This is a genomic window from Campylobacter geochelonis (assembly GCF_013201685.1).
Classification (GTDB): Bacteria; Campylobacterota; Campylobacteria; order Campylobacterales; family Campylobacteraceae; genus Campylobacter_B; species Campylobacter_B geochelonis.
Genome location: NZ_CP053844.1, coordinates 1,364,795 through 1,382,487, shown reverse-complemented (window position 1 = coordinate 1,382,487; position 17,693 = coordinate 1,364,795). Strand labels below are relative to the sequence as shown.

Annotated in this window: 15 protein-coding genes; 9 read left to right on the top strand and 6 right to left on the bottom strand. The window is 32.2% G+C overall.

Translation table 11 applies throughout. The annotated features are described in order from the left end of the window. Window positions 1-30 precede the first annotated feature (30 nt). The 3 genes from msrB (at window position 31) to CGEO_RS06285 (ending at window position 5,565) form a co-directional block, all read left to right on the top strand. Window positions 31-975: a peptide-methionine (R)-S-oxide reductase MsrB gene (gene msrB / locus CGEO_RS06295; protein WP_106381580.1), complete on the top strand. Its 945-nt coding sequence runs from the start codon at window positions 31-33 to the stop codon at window positions 973-975. Between the two features lie 103 nt (window positions 976-1,078). Beyond that, window positions 1,079-2,965, top strand: coding sequence for a DNA methyltransferase (locus tag CGEO_RS06290; protein WP_172658116.1), 1,887 nt, complete (start codon window positions 1,079-1,081; stop codon window positions 2,963-2,965). A gap of 2 nt (window positions 2,966-2,967) precedes the next feature. After that, a complete protein-coding gene (locus tag CGEO_RS06285; protein WP_075540379.1) occupies window positions 2,968-5,565 on the top strand; it encodes a DEAD/DEAH box helicase family protein in 2,598 nt (865 codons plus the stop codon). Window positions 5,566-5,963: 398 nt separating this feature from the next. Here the strand turns inward: CGEO_RS06285 and CGEO_RS06280 are convergent, their stop codons facing one another. Beyond that, a complete protein-coding gene (locus CGEO_RS06280) occupies window positions 5,964-7,304 on the bottom strand; it encodes an FAD-dependent oxidoreductase (RefSeq protein WP_075540378.1) in 1,341 nt (446 codons plus the stop codon). A gap of 223 nt (window positions 7,305-7,527) precedes the next feature. Between CGEO_RS06280 and CGEO_RS06275 the strand changes: the two genes are divergently transcribed. Genes CGEO_RS06275 through CGEO_RS06265 form a run of 3 tightly spaced genes read left to right on the top strand, consistent with a single transcriptional unit; the run spans window position 7,528 to window position 9,346 of the window. Continuing rightward, window positions 7,528-7,875, top strand: a complete 348-nt coding sequence (locus CGEO_RS06275; RefSeq protein ID WP_075494369.1) for a hypothetical protein — start codon at window positions 7,528-7,530, stop codon at window positions 7,873-7,875. A 3-nt stretch (window positions 7,876-7,878) separates the two neighbouring features. Further along, the gene (locus CGEO_RS06270; RefSeq protein ID WP_075540377.1) at window positions 7,879-9,063 is read left to right on the top strand and encodes a peptidase M50; all 1,185 of its coding nucleotides are present in this window, start codon (window positions 7,879-7,881) and stop codon (window positions 9,061-9,063) included. Further along, a complete protein-coding gene (locus CGEO_RS06265; RefSeq protein ID WP_075494371.1) occupies window positions 9,050-9,346 on the top strand; it encodes a metal-sulfur cluster assembly factor in 297 nt (98 codons plus the stop codon). The genes CGEO_RS06270 and CGEO_RS06265 overlap by 14 nt, the downstream gene beginning before the upstream one ends. Before the next feature lie 697 nt (window positions 9,347-10,043). On the opposite strand, the gene ftsZ is transcribed toward CGEO_RS06265, so the two are convergent. The 4 genes from ftsZ to CGEO_RS06245 all read right to left on the bottom strand — a co-directional run bounded on the left by ftsZ (window position 10,044) and on the right by CGEO_RS06245 (window position 14,743). Further along, window positions 10,044-11,177, bottom strand: coding sequence for a cell division protein FtsZ (gene ftsZ / locus CGEO_RS06260; RefSeq protein WP_075494372.1), 1,134 nt, complete (start codon window positions 11,175-11,177; stop codon window positions 10,044-10,046). A 12-nt stretch (window positions 11,178-11,189) separates the two neighbouring features. After that, the gene (gene ftsA / locus CGEO_RS06255) at window positions 11,190-12,560 is read right to left on the bottom strand and encodes a cell division protein FtsA (RefSeq protein ID WP_075494373.1); all 1,371 of its coding nucleotides are present in this window, start codon (window positions 12,558-12,560) and stop codon (window positions 11,190-11,192) included. Further along, a complete protein-coding gene (locus tag CGEO_RS06250) occupies window positions 12,553-14,019 on the bottom strand; it encodes a peptidylprolyl isomerase (protein ID WP_075531624.1) in 1,467 nt (488 codons plus the stop codon). The genes ftsA and CGEO_RS06250 overlap by 8 nt, the downstream gene beginning before the upstream one ends. 148 nt (window positions 14,020-14,167) lie before the next feature. Further along, window positions 14,168-14,743 carry a class II aldolase and adducin N-terminal domain-containing protein gene (locus tag CGEO_RS06245; RefSeq protein ID WP_075540376.1) on the bottom strand — a complete coding sequence of 192 codons (576 nt, stop codon included), beginning with the start codon at window positions 14,741-14,743 and terminating at the stop codon, window positions 14,168-14,170. A 65-nt stretch (window positions 14,744-14,808) separates the two neighbouring features. On the opposite strand from CGEO_RS06245, the gene rsmH reads away from it, so the two are divergent. Genes rsmH through CGEO_RS06230 form a run of 3 tightly spaced genes read left to right on the top strand, consistent with a single transcriptional unit; the run spans window position 14,809 to window position 17,084 of the window. Beyond that, on the top strand, window positions 14,809-15,726 hold the full coding sequence (rsmH, locus tag CGEO_RS06240; protein ID WP_075531623.1) for a 16S rRNA (cytosine(1402)-N(4))-methyltransferase RsmH: 918 nt from the start codon (window positions 14,809-14,811) through the stop codon (window positions 15,724-15,726). Then, on the top strand, window positions 15,723-16,016 hold the full coding sequence (locus CGEO_RS06235) for a hypothetical protein (protein WP_075494377.1): 294 nt from the start codon (window positions 15,723-15,725) through the stop codon (window positions 16,014-16,016). The genes rsmH and CGEO_RS06235 overlap by 4 nt, the downstream gene beginning before the upstream one ends. A 3-nt stretch (window positions 16,017-16,019) precedes the next feature. Next, complete coding sequence (locus CGEO_RS06230) at window positions 16,020-17,084, top strand: DNA recombination protein RmuC (protein ID WP_075494378.1); 1,065 nt, start codon at window positions 16,020-16,022, stop codon at window positions 17,082-17,084. Here the strand turns inward: CGEO_RS06230 and CGEO_RS06225 are convergent. After that, window positions 17,081-17,578, bottom strand: a complete 498-nt coding sequence (locus CGEO_RS06225; protein ID WP_075494379.1) for a hypothetical protein — start codon at window positions 17,576-17,578, stop codon at window positions 17,081-17,083. The two genes, CGEO_RS06230 and CGEO_RS06225, sit on opposite strands and share 4 nt — an antisense overlap. Window positions 17,579-17,693: the final 115 nt, after the last annotated feature.

Here is a 17,693-nt window from a genome sequence, read left to right as displayed (position 1 = left end):
TTAGTTGAAAACAAAGCAAAAGGAGATTATATGCAAAATTTGGTTGAAATTTACCTTGGTGGGGGATGTTTTTGGGGAAGTGAGGGGTATTTTAAACGTATAAAAGGCGTAGTAGAAACTGAGGTTGGATACGCAAATGGCACAACGCAAAACACAAGTTACTATCAGATAGGAAAAACCGACCATGCCGAAGTTGTGCGAGTTAAATTTGATGAAAATGTTGTTAGTTTGGCTGAAATTTTGGCTCACTATTTTCGCATTATCGATCCGCTTTCGATAAACCGCCAAGGCAACGATATCGGAAGACAGTATCGCACAGGGATTTACTATATAGATGAGAAGTTGATAGCGCAAATCAAAGCAAGTTTTAACGCCGAACAAGCAAAGTATAAAGAAAAAATCGCCGTTGAAATAGCGCCTTTGCAAAACTATGTCGTAGCCGAAGAGTATCATCAAGACTATTTGGGTAAAAATCCAAGTGGATATTGTCATGTGGATTTGAGTTTAGCTAGTAAGCCGCTATATGATGAAGCTAAATTTAGCAAGCCAAGCGATGAGGTCTTGCGCAAAAATTTAAGCGAGCTAGAGTATAAAGTCACGCAAGAAAAGGCAACCGAAAGAGCATATAGTAGCGAGTATGATAAGTTTAATGAGCGTGGAATTTACGTTGATATCGTCACTAAAAAGCCACTTTTTAGTTCATCAGACAAGTATGACGCTGGGTGTGGATGGCCAAGTTTTACTAAGCCGATAACGACTGATGCGTTAAACTATCATGATGATTTTAGCCACGCAATGAGCCGAATTGAAGTGACTTCAAAGCTAGGAGGAAGCCATTTAGGACATGTTTTTAGTGACGGTTTGAGAGAAAAAGGTGGGCTAAGATACTGCATAAATGGAGCTAGCTTAGAGTTTATCCCGCTTGAAAAGATGGTCAAGAAAGGATACAGTGAATTTATACCGTATGTGAAGTAAAGTGTAGATATTAGCTAAATTTAAATTTGGCATAGAAATTTATCTTTTTTGATTTGTTGCTAAATTTGGTATAATGATGGCAAATTTTAAAAGGAGTAAATACGTGAAAATTTACGAAACACTAATAAGCGAGCTTAAAAATGAACCAAATTTTGTAAGCGATGAAAATGATTTTAAAAAATGGGTTGTCATAGATAAAGCTAGAATCTACGATAAGGAACTACTTGAAATACTGCTTAAAAATGATGAGTTAAAAAATGAGTTCTTTGTAAAAGTTGATAATGTTTTTGTTTTTAAACAAGATTATTTTATACAATTTTTGGAGGCTAAAAAGTATTTAGACGACAGCTATACAAAATTTAAAAACAAAATTGGTTTAACAATTAATAATAAATTTTTAAACCAACAAAACGATGTTAGCTTAATTTGGCCTTATAAAGATTGTGTTTTAGAAGGTGGTGCAAGCAGAGATGAGATGAAGAAAGATGAGATATTTTTTAACGAAATTTTGGCTCGTGATGAAATAACTCAGCTTTTTGATTCAAAAGTTCTCACAAACTATAATTGCTATGGCGCAACCCCCCCCCGAAAATTTAATCGCAATAAAAATGGCGTAATAACTGATAACCTAATCATAAAAGGCAACAACCTTTTAGTTCTACACTCACTTAAAAAAGAATTCGCAAACCGAGTAAAACTCATCTATATAGATCCTCCTTATAACACGGGAAATGATAGCTTTAAATATAATGATAACTTTAATCATGCTACTTGGCTAACATTTATGAAAAATCGCCTTGAAGTAGCGAAACAGCTTTTAAGAAATGATGGTGTGATTTTTGTTCAAATTTCAAATACATCTAGTTCAATCAAAGAATCGCCAGAAATTGGATATTTGCAAGTGTTGCTTGATGAAATTTTTGGCAGGAAAAATTATATTTCTATAATAACATGGAAAAAGAAAGGAAACCCTAGCAATACAGATGGAGCTTTGGGAACTATAACTGAAAGTATTTTATTTTATGCAAAAAATAGCGATACTATAAAAGCTATTATAGAATATTATAAAAGAGAATATAAATATACTGATGAACATGGAGATTATAATTTAGAACTACCTTTAAAAACAGATGAAGGAGATTATAAGAGAGAAAGTATGAAATTTGAAATCAATACATCTAAAGGTAAGTTTACACCACCTATCGGAAAGAGGTGGACTTATGGAGAAGTTGTTATAAAAGATATAATAAATCAATCAAAATTTACTATTGTTAATGACAAATTTTATATAAAAAAATATCGAGAAGATTATTCTTTGGGTGACAATAAAAGAAAAAATAATTTATTGTTAGATTGTGGAAGCTTAAAATCTGCAAAAAATCATCTATCTGCTTTGGGTTTTAACAGAGAAGAGTTTGATACTCCAAAACCAGAGGAATTAATTAAAGAAATTATTGAAATTGCCACCCAACCTAGTGACATCGTCTTAGATTTTCACCTTGGCAGTGGAACAACTGCAACAGTTGCTCATAAGATGAATCGCCAATATATCGGTATAGAACAGATGGATTATATAGAAACTATCGCGGTAGAAAGACTTAAAAAGGTTATTGAAGGCGAACAAGGTGGCATTAGCAAAGCAGTTAAATGGAAAGGTGGTGGAAACTTCATCTATCTTGAACTTAAAAAATATAATGAAAATTTCATAGAATGTATCCAAAAAGCCAAAACAAAAGATGATATTTTAGAGATTTGGCAAAACATAAAAGAAAAGTCGTTTATAAATTACAATCTTGATATTAAGGCACAAGATGAGAATTCAGTAGAGTTTAAAAAACTAAGTTTGGATGAACAAAAAAGGCATTTGTGTGAAATTTTAGATAAAAATCAGCTTTATGTAAATTTAAGCTCATTAAACGACAAAGAGTTTGAATGTAGTGATGAAGAAAAAGAGATTACAAAAGCTTTTTATAAAACTTATGAGGGTTAAAAATGACAGACAAGTTTTTATATGAAAGTCTAAATAACGATATTGTTGATGAGTTGATATCAGAGATTGAATTACCAAAGTGCATAGGAGATAATCTAAAATTTAGCATTAGAGAGTATCAAACAAAGGCTTTTAAAAGATATGTGTATTTATATAAAAAAGGTTTTAATGTTTCTAAGAAACAAACTTTAAAAAGACCAGTTCATCTACTTTTTAACATGGCAACAGGAAGCGGCAAAACTCTTGTAATGGCGGGGATAATTTTATATTTATATGAAAAAGGTTATAGAAATTTTCTATTTTTTGTAAATAGTACTAATATTATCCAAAAAACAAAGGATAACTTTTTAAATCAATTTGCTTCGAAATATCTTTTTAAAGATAAAATTATTATAAATAACAAAGAAATTTTTATAAAAGATATTGAAAATTTTGATGGAAGTGATATGGATAATATAAATATCAAATTTACAACCATTCAAGGGCTTCATGTGGATTTAAACAATATAAAGGAAAATAGCATAACTTATGAGGATTTTGAAAATAAAAAGATAGTTTTGATAGCTGATGAGGCTCATCATATCAATGCAACTACTAAATCAAAACAAAAAACTTTTGATGAATTGATACCAAGCTGGGAAAATACAGTAGAAAAAATTCATAAATCAAATTATGAAAACATTATGCTTGAATTTACCGCAACTATGGATTTTAGTAATGAAAATATAAAAAATAAATATCTTGATAAAGTGCTTTATAAATATGATTTAAAAGAATTTCGTCTTGATGGTTACTCTAAAGAAATTCATCTTTTTAAAAGTAATTATGATGAAAAAGAGCGGATAATTCAAGCTTTGATTTTAAATTTATATAGAGCAGAGATTGCGACTATGAATGGGATAAATTTAAAGCCGGTTGTGTTATTTAAAGCCAAAAGCACAATAAAAGAATCTCAAGATAATAAAGAAAAATTTCATAATCTTATCGATGAATTTGACTTTAAAGTAGTAGATAAATTTAGAAAACAAAATAAGATAGAAATCATAGAAAAAGCATTTAAATTTTTTGATAAAAAGCAAATTTCAAGTAGTGAAATTTCAAAACGAATAAAATCAAATTTTAAGTTTGAAAACTGCTTAAGTGCGAACAATGATGAAGAAGCTGAGAAAAATCAAATTTTACTCAACACGCTTGAAGATGAAAACAACCCTATACGGGCTATTTTTTCAGTTCAAAAGTTAAATGAAGGCTGGGATGTGTTAAATCTTTTTGATATAGTAAGACTTTATGAAGGTCAAAATACAGGCGGTGCAAATAAAGACAGAATAGGCAACACAACACTTAGTGAGGCTCAGCTTATAGGACGAGGGGCGAGGTATTTTCCTTTTAGTTTAGATGTCAAAGAAAATAAATTTAAGCGTAAATATGATAATGATATAGATAGTGATTTGAAAATTTTAGAAGAACTTTATTACCATGCTAAAGATGAAAGTAGGTATATTTCAGAGTTAAAAACAGCTCTAGTTAGTAGTGGGATTTATGAAGACGAAGAAGATATGCAAATCAAAGAGCTTAAGTTGAAAATGGACTTCAAACAAAGTCTGTTTTATAAAAAAGCCTTTGTATTTTTTAATAAAAAAATTGAAAAAAGCTATGATAATGTTAAATCTTTTGCCGATTTAGATGTTAAAAAAAGAAATTTCACATTCAAGATAAGTTCGGAATACGGCAAGGTTGCAGCTGTTTTCGATGAGAAAAATTATCAAAAAGAGCAGTCAAATTTATCTAAAATCGATGTAGGTTTAAAAGAAATTCCTCTGCATATAGTTCGATTTGCTCTAAGTAAAAACCCATTTTTTTATCATGATAATCTCACTAAATTTTTTCCAAATTTAAGCTCTATTTTAGAATTTATACAAAATGATGAGTATTTGGGAGGATTAGAAATCACGTTTAGCGGAATTAATATACACAAAGAAAAGATTAAAAATAATGAATATTTAAATGCGATAATTAAGCTTTTAAGTGAAGTTGAGTCTGATATAAATGCAAATTTGAGTAAATTTGAAGGTTCTAGTGAGTATGAAAAAGCACTTATAAGCAAGGTTTTTATAGATAAAAAATTAAAAATAAACAAAAATAATGAAAGAATAAATGGTCAAGAAGAATTTATAAAAGATAAACCTTGGTATGCTTATGACGCAAATTTTGGCACTACTGAAGAAAAGAATTTTGTTGAGCTTTTTGCTAGAAGATTTAATGGTTTAAAGAAAAAATTTGATGATATTTATTTGATTAGAAATGAAAGAGTTGTTAGAATTTATGATAGATTAGGACGAACGTTTGAGCCTGATTTTTTGTTGTTTTGCAAAAAAAAAGATAAAAACGACTCTTTGACATATCAGGTTTTCATAGAGCCAAAAGGGTTGCACTTGAAGGATTATGATAAATGGAAAGAGGATTTTTTACATGTCATAGCAGATAAAAAAAATAGTTTAAAGATTAATACTGATGAATACCTAATCACAGCGTTGCCTTTTTATAATCAATCAGATGAAAATGAATTTAGCATAAGCTTAAATAAAGCATTAAATATATAATAATTTAAAATTTAGTCTAAGCTTGAACATAGCTTAGACTAAAATTCTCACACAAGAAAGAACTGCAAAAACAAAACTGTGGTATAAAACATTATAAAATATTATAATAGTAATTAACAAATTAAGCGCTCACCAAGAGTTTTTGCTCTTAAAAAACGAAAGCCAAAACCTAGCAAAGTATTCAAGCAAGAAAATCAAAGCAAATTCGCTAAGTCATTGTTTAAAACAAATGCCTTTTGCGCGCCGATTATAATTATCAAATTTACGTCAACTAAAAAGCCATTGATTAAATTTGTCAAATTTAATTTTAAAACAAAGACTAAATTTAGTTAAATTTCACTTAAAAACAGAGCAATTTTATAGATAAATTTTATAAAAAGCTCTGTTTAATTTATGCGTTAAAACTGACCAAAAAGATCGTTTAGCGCTTCGCTTATGCTTGGGTGAGTGAAAATTTGGTTTTGAAATACCTTGTATGTAGCACCAAGTTCCATTGCTATGGCGATTTGATTTATTATCTCGCTAGAATCAACGCTATGAAATGCCGCGCCTAAAATTTTGCCACTTTTAGCATCGATTATCGCTTTTAAAAAGCCATCATCATGAGATAGAATTTTTGCTCGTGGCACGCCTGATAGGGCAAGTTTGGCAACTTTTATTTCATAGCCTTTTGCAGCCGCTTCTTTTTCTTTAAGCCCAACGCTTGAAAGAGGTGTGTTCAAAAACAAGCTTGAAGCGTGAGTTGCGCGGTTGTTAATCGTGCGTGAAGAATCGCCGCAAAGGTGCGAAAATACGATGCGATAGTCATCAAGCGAGATGTAAGTAAACAGTTCGCCACCCTTAACATCGCCAACGGCGTAGATGTGTGCGGCTGTGGTTTGCAAAAATTCATTTGTGATGATATTGCCACGCTTATCAGTTTTTACTCCAGCGTTTTGAAGTGCTAAATCAGCGGTATTTGCCACTCGACCAGTCGCTGCTAAAAACGCATCAGCCTCTATAGTATGAAGTTTGCCAGCGCTTTCAAAAGTAAGTTTTTCGCCAACGATTTCTTTTAAATTTGCACTTAAAATCACTTCAATACCTTGTTTTTGAAGCGAGCTAAGCACGCTAGCTGCGACATCTTCATCTTCTTTTGGCATAAAATCACTCTTTCTAGCGACAATTGTAACTTTAGAACCAAAATTTGCAAAAAGCGATGCAAACTCGAGTGCGATATAGCCCATTCCAAGAACTACAAGATGTTTTGGAAGAGTTGTTAGCTCTAAGATTTGTGTGCTTGAGTAGACTAAATTTGAGCTTATAAGGCAGTTTGGTTTTTGCTCAACCGAGCCTGTGTTTATGATGATATTTGGGGCGCAAACTACTTGAGTTGTGCCATCGTTTTTTGTGATTTTAACTTCTTTTTCGCTAAGAAATGAACCAACGCCATCGATTACATCAATGTTAGCATTATCATCTAGCATAGCGTAATTTTTAGCGCGAAGTGCCTTTATAAGAGCATTTTTGTTTGCAACAGACTCTGCGTAATATGCCATTTTATCGCTGTGAAATTTAGCGAATTTTGACTGTTCGACCATCTTTTTAGTTGGGATACAGCCGATGTTTATACAAGTTCCGCCATACATTTGAGGCGATTTTTCTATAACTGCGACTTTTTTGCCAAGTGCGCCAAACTTTGAAGCTAGAGTTTTTCCAGCCTTACCAAATCCAATAACTACTAAATCATAGTTTTTCATAACAATCCTTTAAATTTTTTAAAAATTATAACTTGTGATAAAAAAATAGGCGGTAAATATGTAGATAACGTATATAAACAAGAGCGAATTTTAGCTACGCTTATAGAATAAATTTTAATAATTTAGCGAGTGTGATAAAAATATTATTTTTTTGATACAAATCAAGATTTATAAAAAAATTTGTATGTATAATTGGTCTATAAAATTAAATTAGGAGATAGAGATGAACTTAAATTTTAAAAACTGGGAAGAGTTTAGTGTAGATGGCGCGAGTGTGCCGTTTTATAAAAAAGCAGATGAAAGTAGTGAATACATCGGTTTTGAAACAACATCTTGCACACCTCCAGGACCTATGGTAAATGCGATGTTTGCACTAAATTTAGTAAAAGATAAAAACACCAAAGTCGTGATGATAAATCATAAATTTCCTGCCGGACTTATACCGAAAATCGAGGATAAGTTTGACTATTTAAGAACTGATCTTGATAATGGTGCGGTTAAAATCGAATTTAGCCTTAAAGATGGAGCGGTTTTACAAGCCTATGACACGAACCAAGTTTGTCACGGATAAGTTATGCTACTTAACACCTTTGCCCCGCCGTTTAAGCTAATCGGCGGGTATTTTTTAGTAGGACTTGTTTTTTTACTTTTAAGCGTTTTTTGGTTTGTTTTTGCAGATTTTAACGCGCCAGCATCTCTTCAAACAGCGTCATTTTTCCATATATTTTTAACCGGTTTTGTAATGAGCATTATCATAGCTGCTTTGTATCAGTTAACTTCGGTCATACTTGAAAAAGAGTTTTTTACTATCAAATTTTCTTTGCTAAATTTAGCTATATATTTTATATCTGCGAGTGCTTTAAGTTATGGTATGTTAAGCGGAAATTTAGTCTTTATGCACGCTGGTGGCGGGGTGCTTTTTCTTAGCTTTTTATACTTTTGCACAACTTATCTGCTTAGCTTTTTAAATGCTAAGGTTAGAACTTACGCTTTTTATGCGCTTCTTTTGGCTGGAATTTACTTGCTAGTTGGCATAGTTTTAGGATTTTGCTTACTTTTGATAGTTAGCGGAAGCCTTAGCTTGGACTTTGAGCTTTTTTTAAAGCTGCATGTATATTTTGTTTTAGGTTTTATTTACTTAATTATACTTGGCGCTTCAAGTGTGCTGATACCGATGTTTGCGCTATCGCATAAGGTTAAATTTACTCTTTATAAGGTAGCTTTGATAGTTTATGTTTTGATTTTAGTTATGCTATTTATAAATTTAAACTTAGCTTATATGCTATTTGCGATAAGCTTTTTAGCCTTTATATCTCAAGTAGCTTTAATACTTAAAAACAGAGTTAGAAAAGCGTGGGAATACTGGAATTTAAATATAGTTTTTGCCTTTTTTGCGTTACTTATCGGCGCTGTGTTTTTCGCGTTTGGAAAAGTTGGCGAGGCGCTGTTTTTGTTGTGCTTTGGGTTTTTATACGCTTTTATAGTTGCTCATATGTATAAAATAGTGCCATTTTTGATATGGTATCACTATATAGCGCCGTTTGTTGGCAAGACAAAAGTTCCGATGCTTGAGGATATGATACTTAAAAAACTAGCATATATTGCGCTTTGGTTAAATGTAGCTGGAGTTTTGGTCTATGTGTTTGGACTTAAGATTGTCGGGCTTGGTTTGGTTGGCATGAGTGTTTTGCTTGTACTGGTAAATATGATAAATATTTTTAAATATATTAAATTTGGAGTGAAAAATGAACAAAGTTGATGAAATTTATAAAGAGATTAGAACTGTAATAGATCCTGAAGTAGGGTTTGATATCGTTAGTTTGGGCTTGATTTATAACGTTAAAGTTGAAGGTAAAAAAGCAGTTGTTACTATGACTCTTTCTACGAAGTCTTGCCCACTTCATGAGCTTATACTCTCGTGGGTAAAGGACGCTAGCATGAGAGTTGATGGTATAGATGAGTGCGAGATAGATCTTGTATGGGAGCCTGCTTGGAGTATTGAGATGGCGGAGGCGCATGTTAAAGAAAAACTTAAGTTTTAATACCGTTTAAATTCCGCCTCAAAATAGGGGCGGATTATGCTAAATTCTACTTTTACCGCTTTTTAAACTATACATTTTAAATTTTTGTTGTTATTTTAAAATCTCTTTAAGAGATATTATGCGGAAAACAACCACACTTTTTATCTTATAAAAAGTCCGCATTTTTGTGCTTAAGACTTGAGTTGTTTGGTGATAAATTTGATAATAATTCAAAAGATTTACTTAGATAGTAAAAACTCATATCCTTACATACAGAGTCAAAAGATGGCTTAGTTTAGCAAAGCTGTTGTATTGATACCAAAAAAAGAGTTTAAGGGATAAATAAGCTTTGGATACGAAATATAGAATTAGATGAGTATATACTTTAAAATAAAACAAAAAACACAAGAGATTTTTGCAAAGACGTTTTTAAAAGAGCCATATACTTGAAGATAGGCGCTCTTTATAATGGCGATGAGTCTATAAACTTTAAGGTTGTGGTTTTTTAAAGATAAATAGAGATGAATTATGCTAGAAGTTGATATGATGATAAAGTTTTGGGACATTTTAGCGGTAAAATAATCGAATAGTTTGGCTAACAGTTCTAAATTTAACTACAAATTATATGAGATTTTATAAAGAAAAATTTGATAGTTTTGTTTTAGATGATAACAAAAGGATGCCTAAATAGCATCCTTTTTATAAGGGGTTTTTAAATTTAGTCCATTTTGTTTCTAAGATATGATGGCTTTTTTTCAAGCTCTTCGTATATATCATCGCCGCCGCTTACTTTTTCAAGTATGCGCTGTCTGTTATTTATATATGGTCTTTTTATCTCTTGAACATCGGCTATCATGGGCTCATTTTGAGTTTTATAGGTTGATTCAAATCCAGTTGCTATGAGTGTAACTTCAACTCTATTGTTTTCTACATTTTCATCAGAAGTCGTACCAAAGATGATATCAGCGCTATCATGAGCTGCTTCTTCTATGATACTAACTGCTTCACCAATCTCAAGTAAAGAGCAAGATGGATGAATTCTAAAGTGGATTAAAACACCCATTGCACCGTTAATCGACATATCATCAAGCAATGGCGACTGGATAGCATCTTGAACTGCCTCTTTTGCTGCGTCTTCGCCCTCACTAACACCAACGCCCATAAGCGCTAGCCCTCTGTGAGACATAATTTTTTTAACATCTGAGAAATCAAGGTTTATATCACTATCGCCAGAATCAAGTATGATAGAAGTCATGCCATTTACCGCTCTTGCCAAGACATCATCGACCATTTTAAAGCTCTCTTTTAAGCCGGCTTTTTTGTCGATTAAGCTAAGTAGCTTTTGGTTTGGTATCACTAGTATCGAGTCGCACTCTTTTTTAAGCTCTTCTATGCCTGCTTGAGCAAGGGAAAATCTCTTTTTGCCTTCAAAACTAAATGGAGTTGTTACAACGCCGATTGTTAAGGCTTTGTTTTCTTTGGCTGCTTTTGCTACAACTGGTGCTGCGCCTGTTCCAGTTCCACCACCAAGACCAGAGGCTACAAAAACGATATCAGAGTATTCTAAGGCATCTTTTATGACATCATAACTCTCTTCAGCGGCTTCTTTGCCAACTTCTGGAACCATACCTGCGCCTAAGCCTTTGGTTTTGTTCTCTCCTAGTTGAATTTTTGTCTTTGCTAGTGATTTATCAAGTGCTTGAGAGTCTGTGTTCGCGACGATAAGATCGATACGGTTAAATCCCTCTCTTATCATATGATTTATCATATTTCCGCCGCCGCCGCCAACGCCGATAACTTTCATTTGTGCGCCATAAACGCCTCTGTTCTCCTCCACGCTAAAACCTCTCATATCTTCCCCTTGTTAAAATAGTTGTATTAATCTGTTCCATAGCTTCTTAAGCGAATTTGGTTCGCCACTTTTGTTAGAAACGGTAGAAAGCTTCACTGATGTATTATCTTCAATCTTTTCTTGTGCAGATTGATTTATACTATCAGTTTGCGCCTCTTCTTGATAAGAGTTTATATACTCAATCCTTTGATTGTCTATTAAATTTTTATCTTCATATTTTAGTTCGCCTTTTGAGTCAAGTTCGTAAGGCGTAAATTCGCCAGCGCCATACAAGCAAAGCCCAACCACGCAAGCATTAGCTGGGTCATCTGAAATTTCATATAATCCAGCTACTTTTTTTGGCTTAGCAACCCTAACTGGTATGTTATCAAATATAGCTGTGGTTAAATTTCTTATATCATCTAGCTTTGCCATACCGCCAGTTAAGACAACTCCTGCGCCTAGTTGATCTATATATCTACTATCTTCTAGTTTATTTGCAAGAAGCATTAAAGTCTCTTCTATGCGCGCGTAGATAACATTTGTTATAATATCTAAGCTTATAGTATGTGTTGCGCTAGTCTCGCCCATAGTCTTAACTTCTAGCTCTCTTGTGTTTTCTGAAATTAGCTTTTCATAATTTAGTTTTAACTCTTCTGCATCTGCTAAAGGTGTATTGACAGCGTGTGATAAATCGTTTGTTATACTTGAAGAGCCTATCGGTAGCACATCGTTGTATCTAAGCGAATTTCCAAGATGAACCACTATATCGCAAGTTGCGCCACCCATATCGATAAGCGCCACTCCTAACTCTTTTTCATCTTTATTTAATGTAGAAATCGCAGATGCGTAGCCAGATAAGACCATATTATCTATCTTTAGTCCAGCTATTTCTACTGATTTGATTAAATTTTTGATAGAATTTTCATTTGCGGTTATAACGTGTGTGCAAACTTCAAGTCGCGAGCCGCTCATTCCTATAGGGTCTTCTATATGCTCTTGCCCGTCTACTTTAAAATCGTATGGTAACACATGTAAGATGATTTGATCTTTGCTATAAACAGCATTTTCTTTAGCTAACTGCATAGCGCGTTTTATTTCGTTTAAAGTTATTTCTTGATTTGAAACACTAACTATACCTTGAGATTTAACGCTTTTTGTATATGAACCAGAAATAGATACTATAACTTTATCTGGTTTTGTGCCAGCACTTTTAGTAGCCTCTAATATAGCATCGCTGATGGATTTTGCTGCTCGCTCTATGTTAGTAATACTACCTTTTCTTATGCCTGAGGTTTTTGATTTGCCTATACCACAAATAGAAAAGTGTTTGTCTGTAACTTTTGCAATAGCTGCCGATACATCGACTGAGCCAATATCAAGACCTAATATATAGTTATTCAATATTATTACCTTTATAGTATTGTTCTATCTTATATCTTTTTTCAAGCGAATTTAGTAAATCCTGCTCTAACTCTGTGTTTTTTATATTTGCTACTTCTTGCGATAAAACAGTTTTAAACTGCTCCTCTTTTTCAGGATTATCAAGTTTTTGATCTGTTATATCGTATAAAACAGCTTTATTTCCTACTATGATATATCCTTTGTTGCTACTAGATCTATCAAATAGCTGGCTTAAAAACTGACTAAATTCGTTTTCGTTTAAGTCTTTATAGCTCATTCTTGTATCTCTTGATACATAGCCGATATCTTCGCCAGAGAAATTCTCTAAAGCTTTTTTAGCTAGTTTTTCTAGCTCATCTTTTGCTTTTACGCCCTTAAAAATTTCTTTTACTTGAGATTGTGCTTGTTCAAAAGTCATAGTTTTTGGTGGATTTACTTTATCAATTTTGACTATTAAATACCCATCTTTATACTCAAAAGGTTTGATAAATTCGCCAACTTTTTGATGTTGTATCTCATCTAATGGAAACTCATCGTTTTGACTAACTGTTAGTTTATCGTTAGTTGAAATTTCACCTTTTTTGAGCGCAAGATACTTTTTAAGCGCTGTTGTTTTAGTTAGTTCTAGTTTGAAGTCTTTTGCAGCTTCTTCTTTTGCAGCTTCAAACTCTTTTACTTTATCGTTGCTATCTATATATGAAGTTTTGTGTTTCTCCCAAAAATCCATCAAAGCCGCGCTATCTATAGTCACGTCTGGAGATATAAAAAGAGTTTCAAGTTCATAGCTAGTAACTGTTTTATAGTCATCTTTTGTATCTTCCCAGAATTTTTTTATCTCATCTGAAGTAGCATTTATATCGCTAAAATCCATCTTGATAACGCCTAAAGATAGCCTATCTTGCATAAAAAAAGCAGCCGATAAAGCGTCGATATCTTTTTTTGAAGCGGTTAAGTCTAAAGCGCTATCTAGTTTGTTTAAAATAACGTTATTTTTAAGGCTTTTTTCAAAATCAGCAGGTTTCATGCCTACTCTTTGCAAAGAGCTTATATATAAATCTTTATCAAATTTACCATCTCGTTGAAATTCCGGCAAGCCGATAAGGTGTTTTAATATATCCTCATCGCTAGCTCCTATGCCTAAATCTTTAGCATAGTTTAGTTTCATCGCTTCTCTTATGGCAGTTACTAAAGCAACTTGATCTAAATGTAGCTTATCTGCCTCTTCTTGAGTCATTTTTCCTTCTAGGATGTTGTTGTAATAATTATATAGATTATTATACTTTTGTTGAAATTCTTGATACGAAACAGTCATATCACCGACCTTTGCAACAGAAGTTGATCTATCTCTGTTCATATCAAACTGACCCCATCCAACAAAACCAGCGCCAACAAATGCGATAGTGCTTACCCAAATGGTTGGGATGAGATACTTTTTATGCTTTTGCATCCAATTAATCATAAATTTCCTTTTACTAACTAACAAATTCCTTAATTCTACTGAATTTAAACTTAAATTACCTTAAAATCGAAGTTATAATCGCGCTTTTTTAGAAATTTTACTAACAGATTTGTTAGTAAAAATAGAGTTGTTATAAAAAATATTTAATTTAATTGTAAATTTTCTCATACTGCAAAATTTTACAGCTATTATCAAGAAGAGCTATATCTTTTGCAAGGTTTTGAAGCGTTCTGTGATAGGCTACAACGCCGTATCCTCGTATGATGATAAAGTTTTTTTTCTGCTCTTGAAGGTATTTGCAAATTTCATAAGGAGCTCTTTCATACCAATCATCGAAATTTTTTGGATCATAAATTTTAATCTTTTCAAATTTTTTATACCCAAAATAGTCTTTTGGTATGATATAATCGTGGTTTAAAGAGTAGCTAACAGTGTGAGGAGGCATGGCAAAAACTGCATATTTGGCTTCAAAAATAGTTTGATAAATATGCAAATGTATATCACTATCAATACTTGCGTCATTCCACCTATAATCTTTTTTATCATATAAAAGCACAAAATCCTCTTTTTTCAAGTCATCAAAAATAGCATTTTTTTTGTTGATAATAAATTTATTTGAAGCGATTTTTGCTGAAATTGAGCCGTGAAAAATTCCAAAAAAGCTTTTTCTAAACATCGATAAAGAGAGTTTTTGTAGCAACTCTATTGAAATTTGAAGATCCACTAAATTTAACCTTTTTAAATATTTTTGTGATATTATACTAAGAAATTTAAAAATGTGAGGTTAAGTTGCAAGAGATTCATACGCCAGTTTTGCTTGATGAAGTGATAGATGCTTTTAAAGATATAGATAACGGCGTTATCATAGACTGTACGCTAGGATATGGCGGGCATAGTGAGGCGATTTTAGAAGCAAATAAAAATATAAAAATAATTGCTTGCGATAGAGATATAGAAGCGATTGATTACTCTTCAAAACGGCTTGCTAAATTTAAAGATAGAGTTGAAATCCACAGAAGTACATTTTCAAATTTAATTAAACAAATAGGGCATGAAAATATACGAGGAATTCTCGCTGATATCGGTGTTTCATCGCTTCATCTTGATAAAAATGAGCGTGGATTTTCTGTTAAAAGCGAAACTTTAGATATGAGAATGGATCAAACCCAAATCTTAGATGCAAAATTCGTAGTAAATTCATATACTTTAGATGAGCTAACAAGGATTTTTTCTGAATTTGGAGAGCTTAGCGATGCAAGAAATTTAGCTCAAAAGATAGTTGAGTTTAGACAAACAAAAGAGATAACAAGCGCAAAAGAGTTAGCAAATTTAGTTGGTTTAAATCCCATAAGAGGCAAGGGCGTAGCAAAGGCAACGCTTGTGTTTCAAGCTATTAGAATCGAAGTAAACAAAGAGTTAGATGAGCTTAAAAATTTACTAACAAGCATAAAAAATTTAAATTTAAAAAATGCGCGAATTGCTATAATAACATTTCACTCCCTAGAAGATAGGCTTGTAAAACAAGCTTTTAAAGAGTGGAGCAAAGAGTGCGTTTGCCCTGATTTTGTTATGAAGTGTGAGTGTGGAGGAAACCACGCTATAGGCAAGGTTTTAACCAAAAAGGCACTAACAGCTTCAAGCAAAGAAGTTAGTAAAAACTCGCGAAGCAAATGCGCAAAATTAAGAATTTTTGAGATAGATAGATGATAGAAAAAAGCGAAATTTTAGATGATTATGAGCTTTCTTTACATAAAGAGGTAAATTTATCCTTTTATAACCTGATTTTAGCCTATGTTTTTATGGCGGCGATTATCGTGCTAACTGTGCCTACGATTTATATAAGAAATGAAATTTATTATATAAGTAGAGATATACAGGATTTAAAGACCAAACAGTCGGTTTTACTAGAAGAGAACAAAGCGCTAGAGCGAAAAATAGAAGCGATTAAATTTAAAAACGAAATTCTTGATCCAGCCACAATAAAGCTTGAGGATTAAGGAATGCAAAGTAGCTATATCTTTATATCGTTGGCTTTGTTTGTAGCTTTTGTTGTTTTGGCTTTGTTTGTTATGATGATAAGACAGCGCGATTTTTTCTATCAGCAAATTTTAAATATGCAAAATTTATTAAACGAGCAAAGTTCTAAAAGCCAAGCTTCTATTAGCGATATAAATGACGCTATTATCGATAGATTTTTTTTCTTGAATCAAACGCTTAATGAGAGCATAAACTCATCAAATTTAAACACAACTAACAACTTAAGTAATGGACTAAACTCACTTGATACAAAATTTAAAAACATACTTGAAAAAATCAACGAACTAGAAAATGCAAACGAATCTAGCAAAAGTTTAAAAGATGAAGTTATGAGACTAAACTCGATTTTTAGTAACCAAAAACTAAGGGGAAATTTCGGAGAGTTTGAGCTTGCAAAAATTTTAGAGCTAAGTTATGGAGAAAACAAAAGCTTTTATGAACTTCAAAAAAGGTTTGATAACAACACCATAGTTGATGCGGTTTTAAAGATAAAAGATGGGCTTGTTTTGCCAATCGACTCAAAATTTCCACTTGCAAACTATCAAAGAATTTGCGAGGCTTGCTCTTTAAATGATAAAAAAAGTGTGCAGATATATGAAAAAGAGTTTAAAAAAGATTTGAAAAGACAGATAGATGATATATCTTTAAAATATATTTTGCCACCGCAAACAACGGAGTATGCGGTGATGTTTATACCAAGCGAAGCGATATTTCTTTATATATGCTCAAATTTAAGCGAAGTATTTGAGTATATGAACCAAAAGGCTGTTTTTATGGCGTCTCCATCAACATTAATGGCACTTTTATACTCTTTTAAAACTTTTTTAAGAGACGAAAGTATAAGCAAAAATGCAAACACAATCAAACAAGAGATTTTTAATCTTTCCAAAGATTTTGATAAATTTAAAGAGCAAAACAAAAGCATACTAAACTACTCAACTAAACTAAAAGACGCTACAACCGTGCTTAATGAAAACTCAGAAAAAATCAGCTCTAAATTTGATAAGATAAAAAATCTAAATTTTTAATCTTGTTTTACCAAGCTATCCAAAACATACTGCTCTAAATCTCTTCTAGGAAGCTCTTTTTTTACAGCTTCATCATAAATTTCTTCAACTTTTTGAGAGTATTTTTCATAAGCAAAGTATGGAAAATGCACTTGCCAAGCCGATTTTATAAGTCTTTGCGTTAGCTCTTTTCTAGCCCAAACTTTGAAAAGATCAAAAGATATGAAAACTAAAGCGGTTATTAAAACAGATACGATTATAGAAAGATGAAAATCAACTTTTAAAAAAAGACTATGGGTTATAATGATAAAAGGTATCAAAAAGACAAGACATATAACTCCAAAAACGATATAAGATCTGCCGTATCTAAAGCGGAAATTTAGCTTAGCAGGATCAACAAGCATGCCTTCGTTAAACGCTACATTTGCATCGAGCAAATCGCGAAAAAGGACTGGTTTTTTAGATACTATAAACATGCTATCTATGATTTCATCTTTTAGTTTTTTGTTTTTCATTTTTTAATCCATAAATTTTTTACATATTTTAGCCAATAAATTCTCAAAATATCTTTATAGGGCTTAAATTTTATAACTAACAAAACAAAATTTAGCTAAAATGTTAGTTAAATTT